Source organism: Mycolicibacterium sp. 624, from assembly GCF_040548615.1.
In the GTDB taxonomy this organism is placed as follows: domain Bacteria; phylum Actinomycetota; class Actinomycetes; order Mycobacteriales; family Mycobacteriaceae; genus Mycobacterium.
In genome coordinates this window covers 1-18,680 of sequence record NZ_JBEPRZ010000013.1, presented here as the reverse complement: position 1 = coordinate 18,680, position 18,680 = coordinate 1, and the positions used below count along the sequence as shown (strand labels likewise).

At 66.9% G+C, this 18,680-nt stretch carries 19 protein-coding genes and 1 pseudogene; 11 read left to right on the top strand and 9 right to left on the bottom strand.

Annotated features, from left to right (window positions below):
* Nucleotides 1-92 precede the first annotated feature (92 nt).
* Nucleotides 93-1,982: a flavin-containing monooxygenase gene (locus ABIA65_RS32700; protein ID WP_354526180.1), complete on the top strand. Its 1,890-nt coding sequence runs from the start codon at nucleotides 93-95 to the stop codon at nucleotides 1,980-1,982.
* Nucleotides 1,979-2,866, top strand: coding sequence for an SDR family NAD(P)-dependent oxidoreductase (locus ABIA65_RS32695; RefSeq protein ID WP_354526179.1), 888 nt, complete (start codon nucleotides 1,979-1,981; stop codon nucleotides 2,864-2,866). Before ABIA65_RS32700 ends, ABIA65_RS32695 begins: the two co-directional genes overlap by 4 nt.
* Nucleotides 2,867-2,875: 9 nt before the next feature.
* Here the strand turns inward: ABIA65_RS32695 and ABIA65_RS32690 are convergent, their stop codons facing one another.
* Together ABIA65_RS32690 and ABIA65_RS32685 are read right to left on the bottom strand one after the other, a co-directional pair.
* Complete coding sequence (locus ABIA65_RS32690; RefSeq protein ID WP_354526178.1) at nucleotides 2,876-3,502, bottom strand: Dabb family protein; 627 nt, start codon at nucleotides 3,500-3,502, stop codon at nucleotides 2,876-2,878.
* The gene (locus tag ABIA65_RS32685; protein WP_354526177.1) at nucleotides 3,495-3,842 is read right to left on the bottom strand and encodes a hypothetical protein; all 348 of its coding nucleotides are present in this window, start codon (nucleotides 3,840-3,842) and stop codon (nucleotides 3,495-3,497) included. The genes ABIA65_RS32690 and ABIA65_RS32685 overlap by 8 nt, the downstream gene beginning before the upstream one ends.
* A 102-nt stretch (nucleotides 3,843-3,944) precedes the next feature.
* Between ABIA65_RS32685 and ABIA65_RS32680 the strand changes: the two genes are divergently transcribed.
* Entirely contained in the window at nucleotides 3,945-5,159 is a 1,215-nt protein-coding gene (locus ABIA65_RS32680) for an NADH:flavin oxidoreductase (RefSeq protein WP_354526176.1), read from the top strand.
* Here ABIA65_RS32680 and lipP1 read toward each other — a convergent pair.
* From lipP1 to ABIA65_RS32650, 6 genes are all read right to left on the bottom strand, one after another.
* Nucleotides 5,136-6,059, bottom strand: a complete 924-nt coding sequence (gene lipP1, locus ABIA65_RS32675; RefSeq protein ID WP_241404665.1) for a LipP1 family hormone-sensitive lipase — start codon at nucleotides 6,057-6,059, stop codon at nucleotides 5,136-5,138. The two genes, ABIA65_RS32680 and lipP1, sit on opposite strands and share 24 nt — an antisense overlap.
* Nucleotides 6,060-6,090: 31 nt before the next feature.
* Nucleotides 6,091-6,912, bottom strand: coding sequence for an IclR family transcriptional regulator (locus tag ABIA65_RS32670; protein ID WP_241404666.1), 822 nt, complete (start codon nucleotides 6,910-6,912; stop codon nucleotides 6,091-6,093).
* Nucleotides 6,913-7,074: 162 nt separating this feature from the next.
* Nucleotides 7,075-8,586, bottom strand: a complete 1,512-nt coding sequence (locus tag ABIA65_RS32665) for an FAD-dependent oxidoreductase (protein ID WP_354526175.1) — start codon at nucleotides 8,584-8,586, stop codon at nucleotides 7,075-7,077.
* On the bottom strand, nucleotides 8,550-9,458 hold the full coding sequence (gene bphC, locus ABIA65_RS32660; RefSeq protein WP_354526174.1) for a biphenyl-2,3-diol 1,2-dioxygenase: 909 nt from the start codon (nucleotides 9,456-9,458) through the stop codon (nucleotides 8,550-8,552). Before bphC ends, ABIA65_RS32665 begins: the two co-directional genes overlap by 37 nt.
* Nucleotides 9,459-9,467: 9 nt before the next feature.
* Nucleotides 9,468-10,649 (bottom strand): acyl-CoA dehydrogenase family protein, encoded by a 1,182-nt coding sequence (locus ABIA65_RS32655; protein WP_241404669.1) that lies wholly within the window; start codon nucleotides 10,647-10,649, stop codon nucleotides 9,468-9,470.
* A 94-nt stretch (nucleotides 10,650-10,743) separates the two neighbouring features.
* Entirely contained in the window at nucleotides 10,744-11,046 is a 303-nt protein-coding gene (locus ABIA65_RS32650) for a 2Fe-2S iron-sulfur cluster-binding protein (RefSeq protein WP_241404670.1), read from the bottom strand.
* A 131-nt stretch (nucleotides 11,047-11,177) separates the two neighbouring features.
* Between ABIA65_RS32650 and ABIA65_RS32645 the strand changes: the two genes are divergently transcribed.
* Genes ABIA65_RS32645 through ABIA65_RS32615 form a run of 7 tightly spaced genes read left to right on the top strand, consistent with a single transcriptional unit; the run spans nucleotide 11,178 to nucleotide 17,519 of the window.
* The gene (locus ABIA65_RS32645) at nucleotides 11,178-12,788 is read left to right on the top strand and encodes a flavin-containing monooxygenase (RefSeq protein ID WP_502919648.1); all 1,611 of its coding nucleotides are present in this window, start codon (nucleotides 11,178-11,180) and stop codon (nucleotides 12,786-12,788) included.
* On the top strand, nucleotides 12,789-13,592 hold the full coding sequence (locus tag ABIA65_RS32640; RefSeq protein ID WP_354526173.1) for a mycofactocin-coupled SDR family oxidoreductase: 804 nt from the start codon (nucleotides 12,789-12,791) through the stop codon (nucleotides 13,590-13,592).
* Nucleotides 13,589-14,422, top strand: a complete 834-nt coding sequence (locus ABIA65_RS32635) for a mycofactocin-coupled SDR family oxidoreductase (protein WP_354526172.1) — start codon at nucleotides 13,589-13,591, stop codon at nucleotides 14,420-14,422. The genes ABIA65_RS32640 and ABIA65_RS32635 overlap by 4 nt, the downstream gene beginning before the upstream one ends.
* A gap of 8 nt (nucleotides 14,423-14,430) precedes the next feature.
* Nucleotides 14,431-15,225, top strand: coding sequence for an SDR family NAD(P)-dependent oxidoreductase (locus ABIA65_RS32630; RefSeq protein WP_354526171.1), 795 nt, complete (start codon nucleotides 14,431-14,433; stop codon nucleotides 15,223-15,225).
* A gap of 2 nt (nucleotides 15,226-15,227) precedes the next feature.
* Nucleotides 15,228-16,094 (top strand): TIGR03619 family F420-dependent LLM class oxidoreductase, encoded by an 867-nt coding sequence (locus ABIA65_RS32625; protein WP_354526170.1) that lies wholly within the window; start codon nucleotides 15,228-15,230, stop codon nucleotides 16,092-16,094.
* On the top strand, nucleotides 16,091-16,633 hold the full coding sequence (locus tag ABIA65_RS32620; protein WP_241404676.1) for a nuclear transport factor 2 family protein: 543 nt from the start codon (nucleotides 16,091-16,093) through the stop codon (nucleotides 16,631-16,633). The genes ABIA65_RS32625 and ABIA65_RS32620 overlap by 4 nt, the downstream gene beginning before the upstream one ends.
* Nucleotides 16,634-16,664: 31 nt before the next feature.
* The gene (locus tag ABIA65_RS32615; RefSeq protein ID WP_354526169.1) at nucleotides 16,665-17,519 is read left to right on the top strand and encodes an SDR family oxidoreductase; all 855 of its coding nucleotides are present in this window, start codon (nucleotides 16,665-16,667) and stop codon (nucleotides 17,517-17,519) included.
* Here the strand turns inward: ABIA65_RS32615 and ABIA65_RS32610 are convergent.
* Entirely contained in the window at nucleotides 17,516-18,388 is an 873-nt protein-coding gene (locus ABIA65_RS32610) for an alpha/beta fold hydrolase (protein ID WP_354526168.1), read from the bottom strand. The two genes, ABIA65_RS32615 and ABIA65_RS32610, sit on opposite strands and share 4 nt — an antisense overlap.
* 163 nt (nucleotides 18,389-18,551) lie before the next feature.
* On the opposite strand from ABIA65_RS32610, the pseudogene ABIA65_RS32605 reads away from it, so the two are divergent.
* Nucleotides 18,552-18,680: pseudogene (locus tag ABIA65_RS32605) on the top strand (ABC transporter permease); the annotation flags it as partial.

Below are 18,680 nucleotides of genomic sequence, written 5' to 3'. Positions count from 1 at the left end.
CTAGGTACCACCGAACGCAGCGGGGCGAACACCTCCCGCTGAGAGGACAACGCAGGACCAGAGCCTCTGGCGCCCTGGAGATACTCGTCGTCATGACAACCGATCTCGGCGAACTACGAGAGAACCTCCTGCTGGCCGACCCGGGTGTACTGGTTGCGGTGCTGGCACAGCTCGCCGGTGACCCATCGGTCGTCGCCAGGTTCGAGGCCAGGATCACCCACGTACCCGATCCGCCGGAGCGCGCGGGGAGGACCGACCCCGATACCGCCGAGGAACTGGCCGACGCCGTGATCGAGGCGCTCACCGCGCAGCGCCGCACAGGTGCGATGGCCGCCGACGATCCCGAGTTGTTCACCCGCCTCCTGCCGGTGGCGCTGGGCTCCGACGTCGACGCCGAGCACGTGCCACTCCTGTTGGAGCAGGGGGGATTCGCCCCGTCGCAGCCCACGCTGTCCCGCGAGGTCCCCATCCCGGACACCGTGAACGTCGCGATCATCGGCGCGGGAATCGCTGGCATCAACGCGGCGCTCGCAGCCGCGGAGGAGGGAATCAGCTACGAGATCTTCGATCGCAACGACGAGGTCGGTGGCACATGGCTGACGACCACCTACCCCGGCATCGGAGTCGACACCCCGTCGGCGTACTACTCGCTGTCACGCGAGGTGAACCCCGATTGGAGCAACTACTACCCGCAGGGTGCGGAGTACCAGGCCTATCTGGTGGCCCTGGCCGACAAGCACGGGCTGCGCGGGCACACCCGATTCGGCACCGAGGTCGATGCGCTCTGGTGGGACGAGGACCACGACCGTTGGCAGATCCACTCGGTCGGACCCGACGGTGAACGCGATGTCAGCCATGCCCGCGTGGTCATCACAGCCGCCGGCTACCTGAACCGGCCGCGCTGGCCGGACGTGCCGGGCCGAGACGATTTCGGCGGCACCAGTGTTCACTCGGCACTATGGGACCCCGCGCTGGACCTCACGGGCAAGCGGGTCGCGATCATCGGGGCCGGCTGTACCGCCGTCCAGATTGTCGACGCATGCGTCGAGCAGGTCGAACATCTCACGGTGTTTCAGCGGCAACCACATTGGGTGGCTCCCCGGAAGCGACTGACCGACGAGGTTCCCGAGCATCGCCGCTATCTCGGTCGCCGTCTGCCGTACTACGCCAACTGGCACAGGCTCAAGTCCTACTGGGGCACCGCAGACAACAACTACCCGATCATCCTGCAGGACCCGGAGTGGGCGAAGACGCACCTGTCGATCAACCCGACCAATGACATCCTGCTGCAGATGTGCCTGGAGTACATCGACCACACCTTCGGCGCGGGTACCGAACTGGCGAAGAAGGTGACGCCGGACTTCGCTCCCTACGGCAAGCGAATCATCCGCGACCCGGGTGGCTACTACGCGGCGTTGACCCGCACGCACGTCGACGTAGAGGCCAGCGAGCCGGCCCAGGTCAACGTCAACGGCATCGTCACCGCGGATGGTCGCCAGATCGATCTCGACATCATCATCTACGCCACCGGCTACCACCTGGACTTCCTGTCCACCGTGGACATTCGCGGCCGCGACGGCAGGAGGCTGGCCGACGTGTGGGGCGACAGCCCGAGTGCGTACCGCGGCGGCACCGTGCCCGGATTTCCGAACCTGTTCATCACCTCAGCACCGAACTACAGCCCGGGACACGGTGCCGGGGCCAACTTCTCGATGGAGGTGCTGTCCCACTACATCATTGAGTGTCTTCAGTTGATGGCCCTACGAGGAGCCAGCACCATCGAGGTGACCGAGGAGGCCTTCGAGGAGTACGTGGCGGCGATCGACGAGGCGATGAGCCGCACCGTGTGGTGTCACACCCCCAACGCGCACACCTACTACCGCTCCGGATCCGGGCGGGTGGTCGTCTCCACCCCATTCCGGCTTGTGGACCTGTGGCATCAACACCGCGCGCCGGTCGAAGAGGACTTCGTGCTGAAATGACGCAAAAGCTCACCGGTAGAACGGCGTTGGTGACCGGCAGTAGCCGGGGAATCGGGCGTGCGATCGCGCAGCGCCTGGCGGCCGAGGGGGCCACCGTGGCGGTGACCGCCCGGTCCCACACACCGTCGGTGTCGAGGCGGGCGGGAATCAGCTCAGCGCTACCCGGAACGATCGAGGAGACGATCGCCCTCATCGAGGGGGCGGGAGGTGCGGCTTTCGGCTTGGCGGCCGACCTGGAGGATCCTGACGAGCGAGATGCGCTGGTGCAGCGGGTGGTCGACCGGACCGGCCGCATCGACATCCTGGTCAACAACGCCGGATTCGCCGACTACGCCGTCGTTGACGATATGGCGCTGGAGACGTTCGACCGCACCCTGGAGCATTACATTCGAACGCCATTCGTCCTGACGAGGGCGGCCGCTGCGCACATGCGCAGTCAGGGTGCGGGCTGGATCGTGAACATCGGGTCCGTCACCGGCCTGGCGCCGGCGCGGCCCTATCGCGAGTACAACAAGAGTTCCGGCGACGTCGTCTACGCGTCGTGCAAGGCGGCCCTGCACCGCTTCACCCAGGGGATCGCGGCGGAACTCGTCGACGCTAACGTCGCGGTCAACTGTGTCGGTCCTTCGACGGCGATCCGCACACCCGGCGCGGCATCGCTCATCCCTGACACATTTCCAACCGAACCCGTTGAGTACCTGGCGGAGACGGTACTGGCGATGTGCCACGCGCCCGCCGCGGAACGGACCGGGCTGGTGGCCTTCAGCCTGCACTATCCGTGGTCGCAACAGCTGCCGGTGCACACCCTGGACGGCGTCTCGGTGCTGCCTCCGCTGGAGCCGCCCGCCACCGCCAACCCCAACATCCTGCCCGCCGGGTTATAGCCGTCTGACTCAGCCCAGCACGGGGGATCGCATCTCGCAGAAGCTGTGGCACACCCGATCCCGGATGATGACCTCGGGGCACTCGGGGTCGAACCAGCGGTCGACCACCGCCCAGTGGATCGGATGCATCAGGTACGGGCCCATCAGGCCGTCGAGATTGGTGAACGCCTGCTCGAACACGTGCGTCCACGGCGTCGCGCCGACCGGTTCGGTGACACGGCTCAGTTGCCACGCCGTGATGGCAGGCACGTAGCGCGGCATCGACAACAGGTCGTGCTCGAACCGCGCCACGATGTCGGCGCTCGTGTGAGGAGACACCCGCAGGAGCAGGCTGCGGTAGACGGTGGCAGAGGTGTCGTTGTTGAGCGATGCGGTGCCGGAGTAGCCGGCGCCGTTGACGCGCGTGATTCGGTGATCCTTGAGAGCCTTCGTGAAATCGCCTGCAACCAAGTGCCATTGGTCCTCAGTGCCGAACCGAAGATGCACCAGCACATCACCGCCATTGCGTGCGCCCGGCAACGTGGGCTCGACGAGGCGGTGGCGTGCGCCGGTGGCGTCTGCGGCGGCGCGCACGTGCGCCAGCACGCCGGCAACGTCATGTTCGGCGACGTCGAGCAGGCGCGTGACGCTAAACACCGCACAGCCCGTCCACGTCGCCGGCGGCAGCAGCCACGCTACGGGTGCGCTCGAGGACCAGTTCAGCGATACCGTCCCACCACGGTCCGAGGTCGGGATCCGGCCGGCCCCTCCACGTCATCTCCCACCATGCCCTGGGGCTGGGCAGCGCCCACGTGATTGTGACCGTGTTGGACCCGTCGTCGAGCCAGATGGGTGGGCTGACCAGGACTTCGCGCAACGTCATGCCGCGGGCGACCGCACCGGGCACGTACTCGGTCGTATACATGTCGACGAACGCGCGTGCGCAACCCGGTTGGGTGACCACGCGGTCGATGACGAAGACCTCATCGTCAGCCATGACGCCAAAGGCTAGAAGTCTTGCGCGCGTGCTGCGGTCGCAGTCCCGGACACCGGGAGACTGCCGTTGACGGAAGCCACTCCCAGGGCAACGGTGGGCATCATGAGCGCGCCGCAGCTGGACCCGTTCGCTCCCGCCCGACTCGGTCCGGTGACCCTGCGCAACAGGGTCATCAAGGCTGCGACGTCGGAGGGCCGCTCACCCGATGGACTGGTGACCGACGACCTGATCGCCTTTCACCGAGCCTTCGCCGAGGGTGGTGTCGGGATGACGACGGTTGCCTACTGCTGTGTGTCGCCCGAAGGGGCCAGTGCGCCCGGCCAGATTCTGATGAACGCCGCGGCGCTGCCAGGTCTGCGCAGGCTCACCGACTCCGTGCATGCCGCCGGTGCCGCGATCTCGGCTCAGCTGGGCCACGCGGGGGTCGTGGCGCCCAAGAAGCTCACCGGCGTCACCGCGGTCGCTCCCAGTCGGTTCGTCAACCCGACGTCGTTCGCCTACAGCCGCGAGATCACCCGAGCCGAGATCGCCACGGTCATCGACCAGTTCGGCGACGCCGCGCAGGTGGCGGTCGAGGCGGGTTTCGACGCCGTGGAGCTGCACTTCGGTCATCTTTACCTGCCGAGTTCGTTCCTGAGCCCGCTCATCAACCGCCGCAAGGACAGCTACGGCGGGGATATCGACAACCGTTCGCGTCTCGTCCGCGAGATCGCCCACCGGGTTCGCGATGTCGTCGGCGACCGCATCGCCGTCATCGCCAAGCTCGACATGGACGACGGTCTGCCGGGCAGCATCTGGATCGCCGAGGCGCTGCGCACGGTGCAACTACTCGACGCCGACGCGACGTTGGACGCCATCGAGCTGACCCAGGGCTCTTCGGTGTTCAAGCCGATGTACCTGTTCCGCGGGGATGTTCCGGTCAAGGAGTTCGCCGGTGTGATGCCGCCGGCGATGCGTCCAGCGGTGCGGCTGGTCGGCAAGTGGGCCATGGGTAGCTACCCCTATGAGGATCTCTACATGCTGCCCGCCGCACGCCAGTTCGTGCCCGCCGTGGCCAACACCAAGCTGATCCTGCTCGGCGGCATCACCAACCGCGACCACCTCGAAACCGGCATGCGCGAGGGATTCGACTTCATGGCGATGGGCCGGGCGCTACTGCGCGAGCCCAACCTGGTGAACGCGATGAGTGCCGACGCGAGCGTGCGCAGCCGATGCACCCACAACAACAAGTGCATGGTCACGGTGTTCGGCCGCACCCACTGCGTGCTCGACCCCGAACAGCGCTACGGCCCGCTAGCCTCCCAGCAGCTCGGCTAAACCGCTGCTCGCCTGCCTGCGGGCCGCATGCGCGATGTCGAGCATGGGCATCGTCATGAAACCGTGAATCCCACCCTCGAACGGGCATAGCACCGTCGGCACGCCCGCGGTCGACAGGGCATCGGCGTATGCCATGCCCTCATCGCGCAGCGGGTCATGACCGGCCAGCACGACGACCGCGGGCGGCAGCCCGATCAGTGAGGCGTTGAGTGGCGAGGCGTAGGGATGCTCCCGGTCGGCGATGTCGGGCACGTATTGGTCCCAGTACCACTGCAGGGCCGGTCGAGGGTTGTAGTAGCCGCTGCCGAATAGGCGGTACGAGTCGGTGTCGAATTCGGCGGCGATGACCGGGTACAGCAACAGCTGGGCGGCGAGGTCGGGACCGCCACGGTCACGGGCCATCAATGCGGTTACGGCGGCCAGATTGCCGCCCGCACTGTCACCGCCGACGAGGATCCGTGCCGGGTCACCGCCCAGCTCGGCGGCATGGTCGGCAACCCACCTGGTGACCGCGTACACGTCCTCGGCGGCAGTTGGCCAGCCGTGCTCGGGAGCCAACCGATAGTCCACCGAAATCACCACGGCGGGAGTTAGATTCGCCAAGCTCCGGCACAGGCCATCGTGGCTGTCCACATCGCAGAAGACGAAGCCGCCTCCGTGCGCGTACACCAGGACGGGTAGGCCGTCGGCGCCATCGGGACAGTAGACCCGCACGCTGACGGAACCGTCCTTGACGGGCACCCGGTGGTCGCGAACCTCACCCACCGGTTCGGGTGCGGGGTTCGGCACGAATCGCGACCGGATCGCGGCCCTGGCCTCGGCGCCGGTCATGGTGTGGACCGCGGGGAATCCCGCGTCGAGTGTGTCGATCAGCGCGGCGATCTGAGGGTCGAGGCTCATGCGCGATCTCGCTCCGCTTCTCGCTGGGCGCTCACGTGTGCTGCAGCGCCGGTCCAGTCCGCAGCGGGCGCATGGGCTGCAGGGTCGGGGCTACGCGCTTTGGCCCGTCCTCGACGTTGCGCCAGATGTTCATCGCCGTCATCCGGACCGGGCCTGCGAGTCGCTGATCGAGCGCCATGCGGCTGACCGGTCCGCAGACCGACACCGCTGCGACGGCCTCGCCGAGATTGCCTATCGGCGCTGCGACGCAACCGAATCCGGCAAGCGACTCCTCGCGGTCGAACGCGATGCCGTGCGAGCGGACCTTCGCCAGTTCCTGCGTCAGCTGGGCGGGCGTGCAGATGGAGTACTTGGTCCGCCGGGCCGTGAGATCGACGGTGCCGGTCTGCGCTGCGTACGCCAGCATGGCCTTGCCGACAGCCGTGCACTGCGCGGGGTGCCGTCCACCGACGCGGGTGGGGATCGCGGCCACCATCCGGTCGCCGACCTTGTCCAGGTACACCACGTCGGAGCCGTCGAGGACGGCGAGGTGCACGACGAGGCCGGTGGCGCGATGCAACTCGTGAAGTAGGGGAGCCGCGGCACGGTGCAGTCGGTCCTGGTGCACTGCCAGGGAGCCCAGTTCCACGAGACGCATACCGAGTTCGTAGTCACGCCCGCTGCGCCGGAGCCAACGCAATGCGACGAGTCGCTCAAGCATGCGGTGCGCGGAAGACCGGGGGAGTCCGGTGCGCCGCACGATCTGCGCCAGCGTGAGCCGACCCGGACCGTCGAAGGCTTCCAGCACGAGCGACACCCGGTCGATGACGGCGCTCGGCGTAGCGGATTCTGGGCGTTCCGCGGTCACGGTCATGGTGCCTCCTCGCGACGGTTTTCCTGTATGACATGACTAGTAGTCATATGACTGTTTGTACCATATAGGTGTGGCTGCTGTCACACGAACCGCGGAAGATGATCCAGAGCACGCCAAAGGGCGCCGCACTGCGTTTGCAGCGCGGCGCCCTCAGGTGCGAGATCAGCCCTTGGCGGCGGCGCGCCCCGCCCGTCGCCCGTAGAAACTCCCATCGCCAAGGGAGACGCCACTGGCGTAACCCCATGCGGCGAGGCCGGCAGTGCACCGGCCCGCCGCGTACAGCCCGGGTATCGGCTTGCCCGCGACGTGCAGCACCTCACCGTCCAGAGTGGTCTGCAGACCCCCCAGCGTGAACCCGGCGCAGCTGGCCCGCAGATCGATGGCGCCGACCGGAGCGCCGACGGGCTTGAGCCACTCCCGCTTCTTGTGCAGCAACGGGTCCTCGCCGCGCGCGGCGGCGGCGTTGTACGCATCGACCGTGGCCTGCAACGACCCTGCGGGAAGCCCGATCTCACCCTCGAGCTCGGCGACCGTTTCACACACCCACGTCGCGGGTCGCTTCAGTAAGGGCGTCGCCGACGTCGCGGCCATGGCCTCCTCCTGCGCATCGCTGTCGATGATCAGATAGGCGGTGTCGTTCTGGTGATAGAGCGTGACCTGCCCGATGCGGCCGGAGTACATGTCCTCGGCGACGTAGCGCTGACCACGCTCGTTGACGAGGATTCCGCGGACGGTCTGCTGGGGGTCGATCAGGAACGCCACCTCGGTGGCATCCATGTGGGCGAGGTCGGCGCCGAGCGCCTGAGCCATCCGGATGGACTGCCCGTCGTGCTGCTCGATCGACGCGGCGGGGCGCCCGGCGAGCCGAGGGGCGTACTGCATCACCATCGCGTCGTTGTAGGCGAAGCTGCCGGATGCCAGGACGACGCCGCGGCGCGCCCGGATGGCGAGCGGCTGGCCGTACCGATGGGCCATGAGCCCCACCACTCGCCCGTCGGCCTGCACGATCAACGACTCGGCCCTGACGTCGTAGGCGGCCCGCACCCCGAGCGACGCGGCGGTGTCGACGAGCGGCTTCATGAGCATGTAGCCGCCGCTGCGCTCGCCCGCCCGCTTGTCGGCCATCTGCGGGACGTGTCCGCGCGGAGCGGGCTGCGCAATGGTGTTGAACGGGAAGGCGTTCTCCCCGCCAGTGAACATCAAGCCCTGATCGCCCGGTGGCTCCCAGCCGGGTTCGCCCCAGAACTCTGGCTTGAAGGGGACGCCGCACTGGACCAGCCAGTCGAAGTGCTCGACGCTGCCCGCGCAGTAGTCGGCGATCCGGCGTTCGTCGGCTCCCGGCCCCATGGCGACATTGAGGAAGGCCTCCATGTTATGAGCCGAATCGTCGAAGCCGCAGGCCTTCTGGAGTGCGGTGCCGCCGCCGAGATAGATGAAGCCGCCTGCCATCGCCGCGGCGCCGCCCCACCCGCCCGTGCGTTCGACGACGAGCACGTCGGCCCCGGCCGACGCGGCTTCGACCGCGGCCGCCGCGCCCGCGATGCCGTAACCGACGATCACGACGTCGGCCTCGAGGTCCCAGGTGTCGACGTCATCCGCCGACCTGGGGTAGACGTCGGAGTCCACAGCGTCTGCCGTCACGGTCGCATCGCCGCCGGAAGATCGCTGACCCATTCGTGGCCCCAGTAACTGTCGGCGGTGATTTCCTCAGCGGTGTAATGAGACTCGTCGACCCGCATGCCCTCGGTGCCGAACTCGATATCCCAGTCCCCGGGGGCGCGCACGTAGAACGACACCATCTTGTCGTTGGTGTGCCTGCCCAGGGTGGAGGACAGCTGGAAGCCGTCCTTGTTCACCCGGTCCAGGGCTTGGCCGACCGCGTCGAGGGAGTCCACCTCCACCATGAGGTGGATCAGGCCGGGGTCGCGCACGGTCGCCGCGGGACAGATCGCCAGGCTGTGATGGCGCTCGTTGATACCGAGGAACCGGACGCGCACCGGCCCGAACTCTGGCGGCGTCGGCACGCGGAAGGCGCCACGGGACCTGAATCCCAGCACCTCGGTGTAGAACTCGAACAGACCGGGGACATCGAGCGCTGGCAGCACCACGTGGCCGAGGCCCTGATCACCCGTCAGGAACCTGGCGCCGAACGGGGTGACGACGGGACTGTGGTCGAGCACAGGTCCGTGGAACACCTCAACCGCTGTGCCCGCCGGGTCGTCAAAGGCGATGACTGCCTCCACGCGCCGAGCGTCGGCCTCTGCCAGTGACAGCTCCTTGAACGGCACACCCGCGGCATCCAACGCGACCTTGACGCGCTGCAGGGCCGCGCCGTCGCGGACCTCCCAGCCCACGGACACGATCCTGTCGCTGTCGCCTGGCTGCACGACGATGCGCGCGGCGCGCTCGTCCATGCGTAGATACAGGGAGTCCTCGTCGGGGCCGGATCCCTGCGCGAAACCCAGGACGTCGAACGCGAAGCGACGCCAGCGGGGGATGTCGGTGGCTTGGACTTTGACGTAGCCCAGGCTCTTCAGCTCACTCATCGAATGTCCCTAGATCATCGCCCGCAGCGGACCCTGCGGATCGACGCCGAGCGCACTCAGCGCCGAGGCGTGGTAGACGGTTCCTGGCACGTGGATCGCGTGCGCCATACCGGCATGGGCGTCGCGCCAATACCGTTGCAGCGGTTTGTCCATGCGCAGTGCGTTACCTCCGGACCGGGCGAAGATCTGGTCCACCGCGGTCACCGCGCGCCAAACGGCCCGCACCTGTGAGCGGCGCACGGCGGCACGCTGTTCGAACGTGACCTCCGCTCCCGAGTCCACCAGGTCATAGACCATGTCGACGTTGCCGAGCAGCGCCTGGCGAGAGGCGTTGATCTCCGCGGCGGCCTCCCCGATCTCGTACATCACGTAGGGGTCGTCCTTGATGGCGGTGCCGCTGGCGCCGACGCGCTCGCGCTGGTAGTCCAGGTGAGCTGCGAGCGCACCCTCGCAGATTCCGATGGTCGCCGAACTGATGCCAAGGGGGAACATCGTCGACCACGGCATCTTGTAGAGCGTCTTGGTCATGCCGGCCTCGATCTGGGCGCTACCGTCCATCACCTTGGTGCCGTCCATGGTGCGGTAGTCCGGTACGAACGCATCCTTGACGATGACGTCCTTGGAGCCCGTGCCGCGCAGCCCCACCACATCCCACGAATCCGGAACGATCTCGTAGTCCGAACGGGGCAGGATCATGTGCAGCATTGTCGGCGGCATCAGAGGTTTGCCGTCGTCGCCACCGAGCATCGCGCCCAGGATGATCCAGTCACAGGCGTCAGTACCGGAACTGAACTGCCAGCGGCCGTTGAAGACATAGCCGCCCTCGACGGGCCTGGCCACCCCCTGCGGGGCATAGGGCGAGGCCACCCACGTGTCGATGTCGTCGCCCCAGACCTCGTCGGCGACCCGGGGATCGGCGTAGGCCAACTGGTAGGGGTGCACCCCCACGACGCCGTTGATCCAGCCGGCCGCGGGATCCAGTGCCGCCGTGGCCATCACCGTCTCGGCGAACTCCCGGGGATGAACCTCGAGACCGCCGTGCGACTCCGGCTGCAGCAGGCGGATCGAACCGATCGCCTTCATGCTCTTGACGGTGGTGTCGGGGAGCTGGCCGAGCTTCTCGGCCTCCACTGCCTGTTCCTTGAACTGGTCGGCCAGTTCCATCACGCGGTCGAGTACGCGCTGGCTCATGCTGACGTCCTAACTGTGTGGGCTGAGGGAAGAGTTACTCGCACCAAGGGATCGTCAGCCCGATCCGATCCCGGTGAGTGGACGGAAAATGTGGTCAGAACTCGATGTGTACATCGTCGCTGACGGGACGGGCCTGGCAGGCCAGAACCAGCCCTTCTGCTATGTCGGCGGGTTCGAGGATGTCGCACTCGGCCATCGCGACCCGGCCCGTCAACACCGTGGCGACACACGAGCCGCAGTGCCCCTCGCGACAGGAGTGCGGCACGTCGATTCCCGCGTCGAGCATGGTGTCCACGAGGCTACGGTCACGCGGCCACGTCAACCGGTGCTGCGTGCCGTCCAGATCGACCTCGACAACCGCCGCTGTTTGCGTCGCGTGTGCATCGACATCTGCCATGTCGATCAGTGTCGATGGGAGATGGGAGCCGCTGGAGGTCCGTGCCCGCTGTCCGGGATGTCGACACGGCGTCGTCCGGTCAACGGGAATCTGACGGGCCGCCGCCGATCCGTGGGCCTAGCTTGGCGGCTGTGAACGGTGACGGTGAAGTGGTTGACGCAGTGGTCGTGGGTGCCGGGTTCGCCGGCATATACGCCCTGCACAGGCTGCGCGCACAGGGTTTGTCAGTCCGCGTGTTCGAGGCCGCGCCGGAAGTCGGAGGCACCTGGTACTACAACCGCTACCCGGGCGCGCGGTGTGACGTGGAGAGTGTGGACTACTGCTACTCGTTCTCTTCCGAACTCGAGCAGGAGTGGGACTGGTCGGAGAAGTACGCGACTCAGGCCGAGATTCTGCGCTACCTGAACTGGGTCACCGACAAGCTGGACCTACGCACCGGGATCACGTTCAACACCCGGGTCACCGCGGCGGTACTCGATGAGCAGTCGCTGCACTGGACGGTGCGCACCGACACCGGCGAGGCCGTCCGCGCCCGCTTCTGCATCATGGCCACCGGGCCGCTTTCGGCAGCTCTGACGCCAGACTTCGATGGCCTGAACACGTTCACAGGCGACATCCACCACACCGCACACTGGCCGCACCGCCCCGTCGACTTCACGGGTAAGCGCGTCGCCGTCATCGGTACAGGCTCATCGGGCATTCAATCGGTGCCGCTGATCGCCGAGCAGGCCGAGCAGCTCTACGTGTTCCAACGCACGCCCAACTACAGTGTGCCCGCTGGAAACCAGCCGCTGACCGACGACGACCGCATGCGGGTGAAGGCCGACTACGCCGAGCGTCGGCGGCTGTCCTGGCGCAGCGGCGGGGGCTCACCACACATCGCGCATCCGAGGCTCACGATGGACGTGACCCCCGAGGAGCGTCGTGACGCGTTCGAGACGCGTTGGCAGCTCGGTGGCGTGCTGTTCTCCAAGACCTTCAGCGATCAGATGATCGACGCCGTCGCCAACGACGAGGCCCGCAAGTTCTATGAGCAGAAGGTGCGATCGATAATCGACGACCCCGATGTCGCCGAGTTGCTCATCCCCACTGATCATCCGATCGGTACCAAGCGAATCTGCACCGACACCAACTACTTTCAGACGTTCAATCGTCCCAACGTGAAGTTGATCAGTGTGCGCTCGACTCCCATCGAGTCGATCGACGCGACGGGGATCAACACATCCGACGCGCACTACGACGTCGACGCGATCGTGCTCGCCACGGGCTTCGACGCGATGACGGGCGCACTGGACAAGATCGACATCGTCGGGCGCGGTGGCCATCGGCTGCGAGATGACTGGGTCGACGGCCCCCGGACCTATCTGGGCCTCGGGGTGGACGGGTTTCCGAACATGTTCCTGGTCTCGGGCCCCGGCGCACCTGCGGTGCTCGCCAACATGGTGCTGCACGCCGAGGCGCACGTGAACTGGATCGCCGACGCGATAGGTCACCTCGACGCGCACGGATACGGTGCGATCGAGGCCACCGTCGACGCCGTCGACGCCTGGATCGCCGAATGCAATCAACGTGCTGACGCGACGTTGTTCCCCAAGGCGAACTCCTGGTACCTGGGCGCCAACGTGCCTGGAAAGCCAAGGGTTTTCATGTTGTTCATTGGCGGCTTCGCGGTGTACCTCGACATCTGCCGTGACGTCGCGGACGCAGGCTACAAGGGTTTCAGCCTGCTGAAGGTGTCCTAGATGTCGGGTCTGACGGACAAGGTCGTCGTCGTCACCGGCGCCGCCCAGGGGACCGGACGCGCCCACTGCGAGCGCTTCGCACAGGAGGGTGCCGACGTCATCGCTCTCGACACAGACACGGCGACCGCTGATCTCAGCGCCACCGCGGCGCTCGTCGAGCGGCACGGGCGGCGGTGTATCACGGCGACCGCCGACATCCGAGAGGGCGACGCGATGACTGCGGCGATCGACCAAGGCGTCGAGGAACTCGGCAGGCTCGACGTCATCGTCGCCAATGCGGGCATCCACGCGACCGGTGCGCCGACGTGGGAGATCACGGAGGAGGCGTGGCACGACACCCTGGACGTCAATCTCACCGGCACCTGGCACACGGTTAAGGCGGGTGTTCCCCACATCGGTGCCGAGGGCGGCTCGGTGGTGATCATCAGCTCGACGAACGGCCTGCGGGGTACCGCGAACAGTGCGCATTACACCGCGAGCAAGCACGCAGTCGTCGGGTTGGCCCGATCGCTGGCAAATGAACTGGGACCACGTCAGATTCGGGTCAACACGGTGCACCCCGGTGCGGTGGGCACCGCAATGGTGCTCAACGAGGCGACCTTTCGGCGACTCCGCCCAGACCTCGAACGGCCGACCGCCGAGGACGCCGCCGAGGTCCTGCGTGCGCGCAATCTGCTGCCCGTGGCGTGGGTCGAGCCGGTCGACGTCGCCAACGCAGTGGTCTTCCTGGCGTCCGATGAGGCCCGCTACATCACGGGCACCCAACTGGTCGTCGACGCCGGCCTGACGCAGAGGACGACATGACGGGACGGCTGGCGGGAAAGGTCGCCCTGATCACCGGGGCCGCGCGCGGAATCGGCCGCGCACAGGCCGTGCGGTTCGCCCAGGAGGGCGCCGACATCGTCGCCCTCGACATCTGCGGCCCCGTCGACACGGTCGCGGTGCCCCCTGCCACCGCGGATGACCTCGCCGAAACGGCACGGCTGGTCCGCGCCGCCGGTGGTCGAGTGAGCACCGAGGTGGTCGACGTGCGCGACGTCGAGGGAATGCGCGACGCGGCAGACCGCGGCGCCGCACACTTCGGCGGCCTCGACATCGTCTGTGCCACGGCGGGCATCACCTCACGGGGTATGGCGACCGAGCTGCCCGAGCGTGTCTGGCAGACGATGCTGGACGTCAACCTGACGGGAGTCTGGCGCACGTGCAAGGTCACGGCTCCGCACCTGATCGCGCGGGGCAGCGGCGCGATAGTCCTGGTGAGTTCGATCGCGGGCCTGCGCGGACTGGTCGGGGTGTCGCACTACACGGCGGCCAAACACGGTGTGGTCGGATTGATGCGCAGCCTGGCCAATGACATGGCGCCGCACGGAATTCGGGTCAACTCGGTACACCCCACCAACGTCGACACGCCGATGATCCAGAACGACGTCGTCAGCAGTGCATTCCGGCCCGATCTGGATCGCCCGCCGACCCGCGAGGAGTTCGCAGCGGTAGCAACGTCGATGAACATGCTCGACATCCCGTGGGTGGAACCGGTCGACGTGGCCAACGCCAGTCTGTTCCTGGCCTCAGATGAGGCCCGCTACGTCACCGCCGTCACGCTGCCCGTCGATGCGGGCAGCACACAACGATAGGAGAGTTCATGCCGGACGTCGCCAAGTACGGTCCCTGGGCGGTCATTGCAGGTGGGTCTGAGGGAGTGGGAGCCGAGTTCGCGCGCATGCTCGCTGAGGACGGCTTCAACCTGGTACTCATTGCGCGCAAGGAGGGCCCGCTCGAGGAGGTCGGCAGTCGGTGCCGTGAACTCGGCGCCGACGTGCGAATCATCTCGATGGACCTGCTGGAACCGACAGCCGTGTCTCGGATCGCCGCGGTCACTGCCGAACTCGAGGTCGGCCTCTTGATCTACAACGCCGGGGCGAGCACCTGCAACGAACCGTTTCTGGAAGCGAACCTCACCGACTTCCAAAAGGTCACCGATCTCAACGTGACCCGCATGCTCGAGCTGGTGCAGCACTACGGACGCTCAATGGTGGCGCGAGGCCGTGGCGGCATCATGCTCGTCGGATCACTGTCGGGATACATGGGCGCGGTCCGCCACTCGATCTATTCCGGCGCAAAGGCGTTCAGCAGGATGTTCGCCGAAAGCCTGTGGATCGAACTGCGCGACCAAGGCGTCGATGTCCTCGAATTGGTGCTCGGTGTCACCCGCACACCGGCGATGGAGCGCATCGGGCTGAACTTTGACGCGCCGGGCATGAACGTCAACGACCCGGCCGAGGTCGCGAGGGAGGGACTGGATCACCTCGCTGATGGCCCGGTGTACGTGGCGGGTGGCAACGCTTCGAGAGCCCTTGACAACAGCGCCCCCGAGCGCGCGCGAGTGGTCCTCAACGCGCATGAGGCCATCCGCGAACTCGTCAACCTGCGGAAGTAGCAATGAGGATCGGGCTGTCGACCCCGGTGGTGGTACAGGTCCCAGGCGTGTCGTCGGAATGGGAGCGCACCGCTACAGCCGATGACGTGGCCCAGATAGCGGCAGCGGCCGATGCGTGTGGACTGGAGTACCTAACATGCTCAGAGCACGTCGCCATCCCCAGCGGTGAGGCCGACAGCCGCGGCGCGGTCTACTGGGATCCGTTGGCCACACTGGGCTTCCTTGCCGCACGCACCCGGCGAATCCGCCTCGCCACGGCGGTGCTGGTGCTGGCCTATCACCACCCGATGGAGATCGCCAAGCGCTACGGGACACTTGACCGGATCAGCGGCGGGCGGCTCACGCTCGGCGTGGGAATCGGTTCTCTGAATGCGGAGTTCACACTGCTCGGAGCCCAATGGGACCGCCGTGCGGACCGCGCCGACGATGCGATCCGCGCGCTCCGGGCGTCGTTGTCGTCCGAGGCGCCGCAGTATCACGGGCCGTTCTACTCCTATGACGGCATGACGGTGCTGCCACACGCGATGCAGCAGCACGTACCCATCTGGGTCGGCGGGCGAAGTGCTGGCTCACTTCGCCGAGCGGTACGGTTCGCCGACGGCTGGATGCCGTTCGGGCTCAAGGGTGAGCAGATCAGGCGAATGCTCGCAGACGTCGATGTTCCCCAGGGCTTTGAGGTCGTGCTGTCGACCAGTGGTGCGCTAGATCCCGGTTGCGGCCCCGGCGCGACCGACGAGATCCTGCGCGAGCTATGTGATTCGGGTGCGACCGCGATCACCTGCAGCATCGCGGCCACCTCGGCCGCGCACTACTGCGATCAAGTCGTCGCGCTGGCGGCCATCGCCGACGCAGGCAGGGGAGGATCATGAACAGTGACCTGATAAGGCTCGAGTCACGACTGCGGCAGCTCGAGGACGAGCGATGCGTGCAACGGCTCATCGCCTCCTACGGGCCATACGTCGATGCGGCGGATGCGGACGGTGCCGCGGCGCTCTGGGCGGCCGACGGCAGCTACGACGTGGAGGGTTGGCACATGGACAGCGCCGACGACGTCCACGCCATGGTCAGTGCGACGTCGCACAGGGAACTCGTCGACTCGGGCTGCTGCCACTTCCTGGGACCCGCCGTGGTCACGGTGACCGGTGACACCGCCGTCGCGGTGTGTGAATCACTCGTGCTTCTTCGGCGTGAACAGCCGACTCCTGGAACGATACTCGGGCACGCCGCGTGGAACGGCTCGCCTGCCGAGTATCTTGTGTGGCGGGCGACGGCCAATCACTTCGAACTCACGCGCATCGACGAGGTCTGGCGGATCTCGAAGCGCACCAGTCGGCTGCTCAACGGGAATCCCGTGGCGCACGGGCTGCTCACCGCCGGGCTCGCAGGTGAGCGGACAGGGACAAACTGAGGGCCTCCAAAGTCTGGACGGAAGTAGATACATGGGTACTTACGCAGTGACCGGATCGGCGTCTGGGATGGGTGGGGCGGCAGCCGACAAGCTGCGGGCCGCAGGCCACACCGTCATCGGGGTGGATCTCCGAGACGCTGACGTCATCGCCGATCTGTCGACGCAGGAGGGCCGACGTGCCGCGGGCCGCGAAGTGCTCGCAGCGGCGGGCGAGTGCCTCGACGGCGCCGTACTGGCGGCCGGAATCGGCCCCGCTCCGGGTCCGGACCAGGCGCGGCGGATCTTCGAGGTCAACTACCTCGGCGTCGTCGACCTACTCGAAGTTCTGCGACCCGCGTTGGCGGCCGGCGGAAACGCCAAAGTCGTGGTGGTGGCCAGCAATTCGACGACGACAGTCCCGCTGGTGCCGAACCGAACGGTCCGGGCGCTGCTCGCCCACGATGCCGCCAGGGCCGTACGCGCGCTGCGCTGGTACGGGCCCCTCGCGCCGTCGCTGGCCTATGCAGGCTCCAAGATCGCGGTATCGCGCTGGGTACGTCGGCAGGCGGTGACCCCGCAGTGGGCGGGAGCCGGAATCCGGCTCAATGCACTCGCGCCCGGTGCCATCCTCACCCCGCTGTTGGAGAAGCAGCTCGCGACACCGCGAGAGGCCAAGGCCATTCACGCCTTCCCGGTGCCCGTTGGAGGTTTTGGCGACCCCGACCAGCTTGGCGACTGGATGATGTTCATGCTGTCTGAGTCCGCGGACTTCCTCTGCGGCAGCATTGTTTTCGTCGACGGCGGCTCAGACGCGTACCTGCGCGCCGACAGCTGGCCACGACGGGTTCCGACCACCGGTGTGCCTCGTTACCTGTGGCGATTCCTGCGTTTCAAGCGAAACAGCTAGGACCGGGTCAGGAAGCCCAGCACGACGCTCTCGAACGCGGCCTTGGCCTCGATCATTGCCCAGTGCCCGCAGTTCGGGAACACGTGCAGTTCGGCGTTGGGGATGGTGCGCATCGGGATCAGCGCCATGTCCAGCGGGCTCACGCGGTCGTCGCGGCCCCACGTCAACAGGGTTTCCGCGCTGACCTTGTGCATGAGCGCCCACGGCATCGGCACGTCGGCGGACTTCATCATCGCCATCATCTGTGCGAACGCCGCCTTGCCGTACATCCGGCGGGCAGAGGCCAGCGTCCTCGGGTCGGTGGCCAGCTTCCAGCGTTCCTCAATCAGTTGGTCGGTCACCAACGCCTGGTCGTAGACCATCGAGTTGAGCCAGTCGACGAGGCGCTGCCGGGTCGGGTCCTCGGTGAACTCCTGTAGCAGCCTGATGCCCTCGCTGGGGCCAGGGCTGAAGACATTCGTGCCAATGCCGCCTATGGTCACCAACTTGCCGATGCGGTCCGGGTTGTGGATCGCGAAGTTGATGCCGACACCGCCGCCCATCGAGTTCCCGACGATGTCGACGCGGTCGACGCTCAGCGCGTCAAGGAACGGTGTCACCGCCCCCTGAGCGGTGATCATCGGATGCCCGCCGAAGTCGTCACTGACCCCGAACCCGGGGAATTCCAGGATGAGACAGCGGAAGTGGGCGGCGAACGTCGGGAGAATGCCGCGGAAGTTGCGCCAGCCGGTCACGCCGGGGCCCGATCCATGCAGGAACAGGAGGGTGGGGCCGTCACCCGCGTCGTAGTAGCGCAGCACTCCCGCGGGAGTGGCGATCTCGCGCAGATCGTTCTCGACGTGTTCGGTGAACTCCGGCGTGTTGGGCACGCCGCCACACTGTCACATCGATCCTCCCGCGCCGATGCCGGTGTTCCGCTGATCGGTCGTCCCGTTAAGCGGGAAGTCGACTCTGCCGGGGCACACCGGGCTGCCACTGTTGCCGATCTAGCCACCGTTCGTCCGCCCAGCAGCAGTTCAGCGAGGAGTGCCCATGCCACGCCAAGGTGCGCTTCTGCCTCGGGGTTTGGCGTCGCCGATGCAGGCGGTTGGTGGGTTGTTTGCGATGGGGGTGGATGCGTTCAGGTTCATCTTTGTGCGGCCGTTTCAGTGGCGGGAGTTT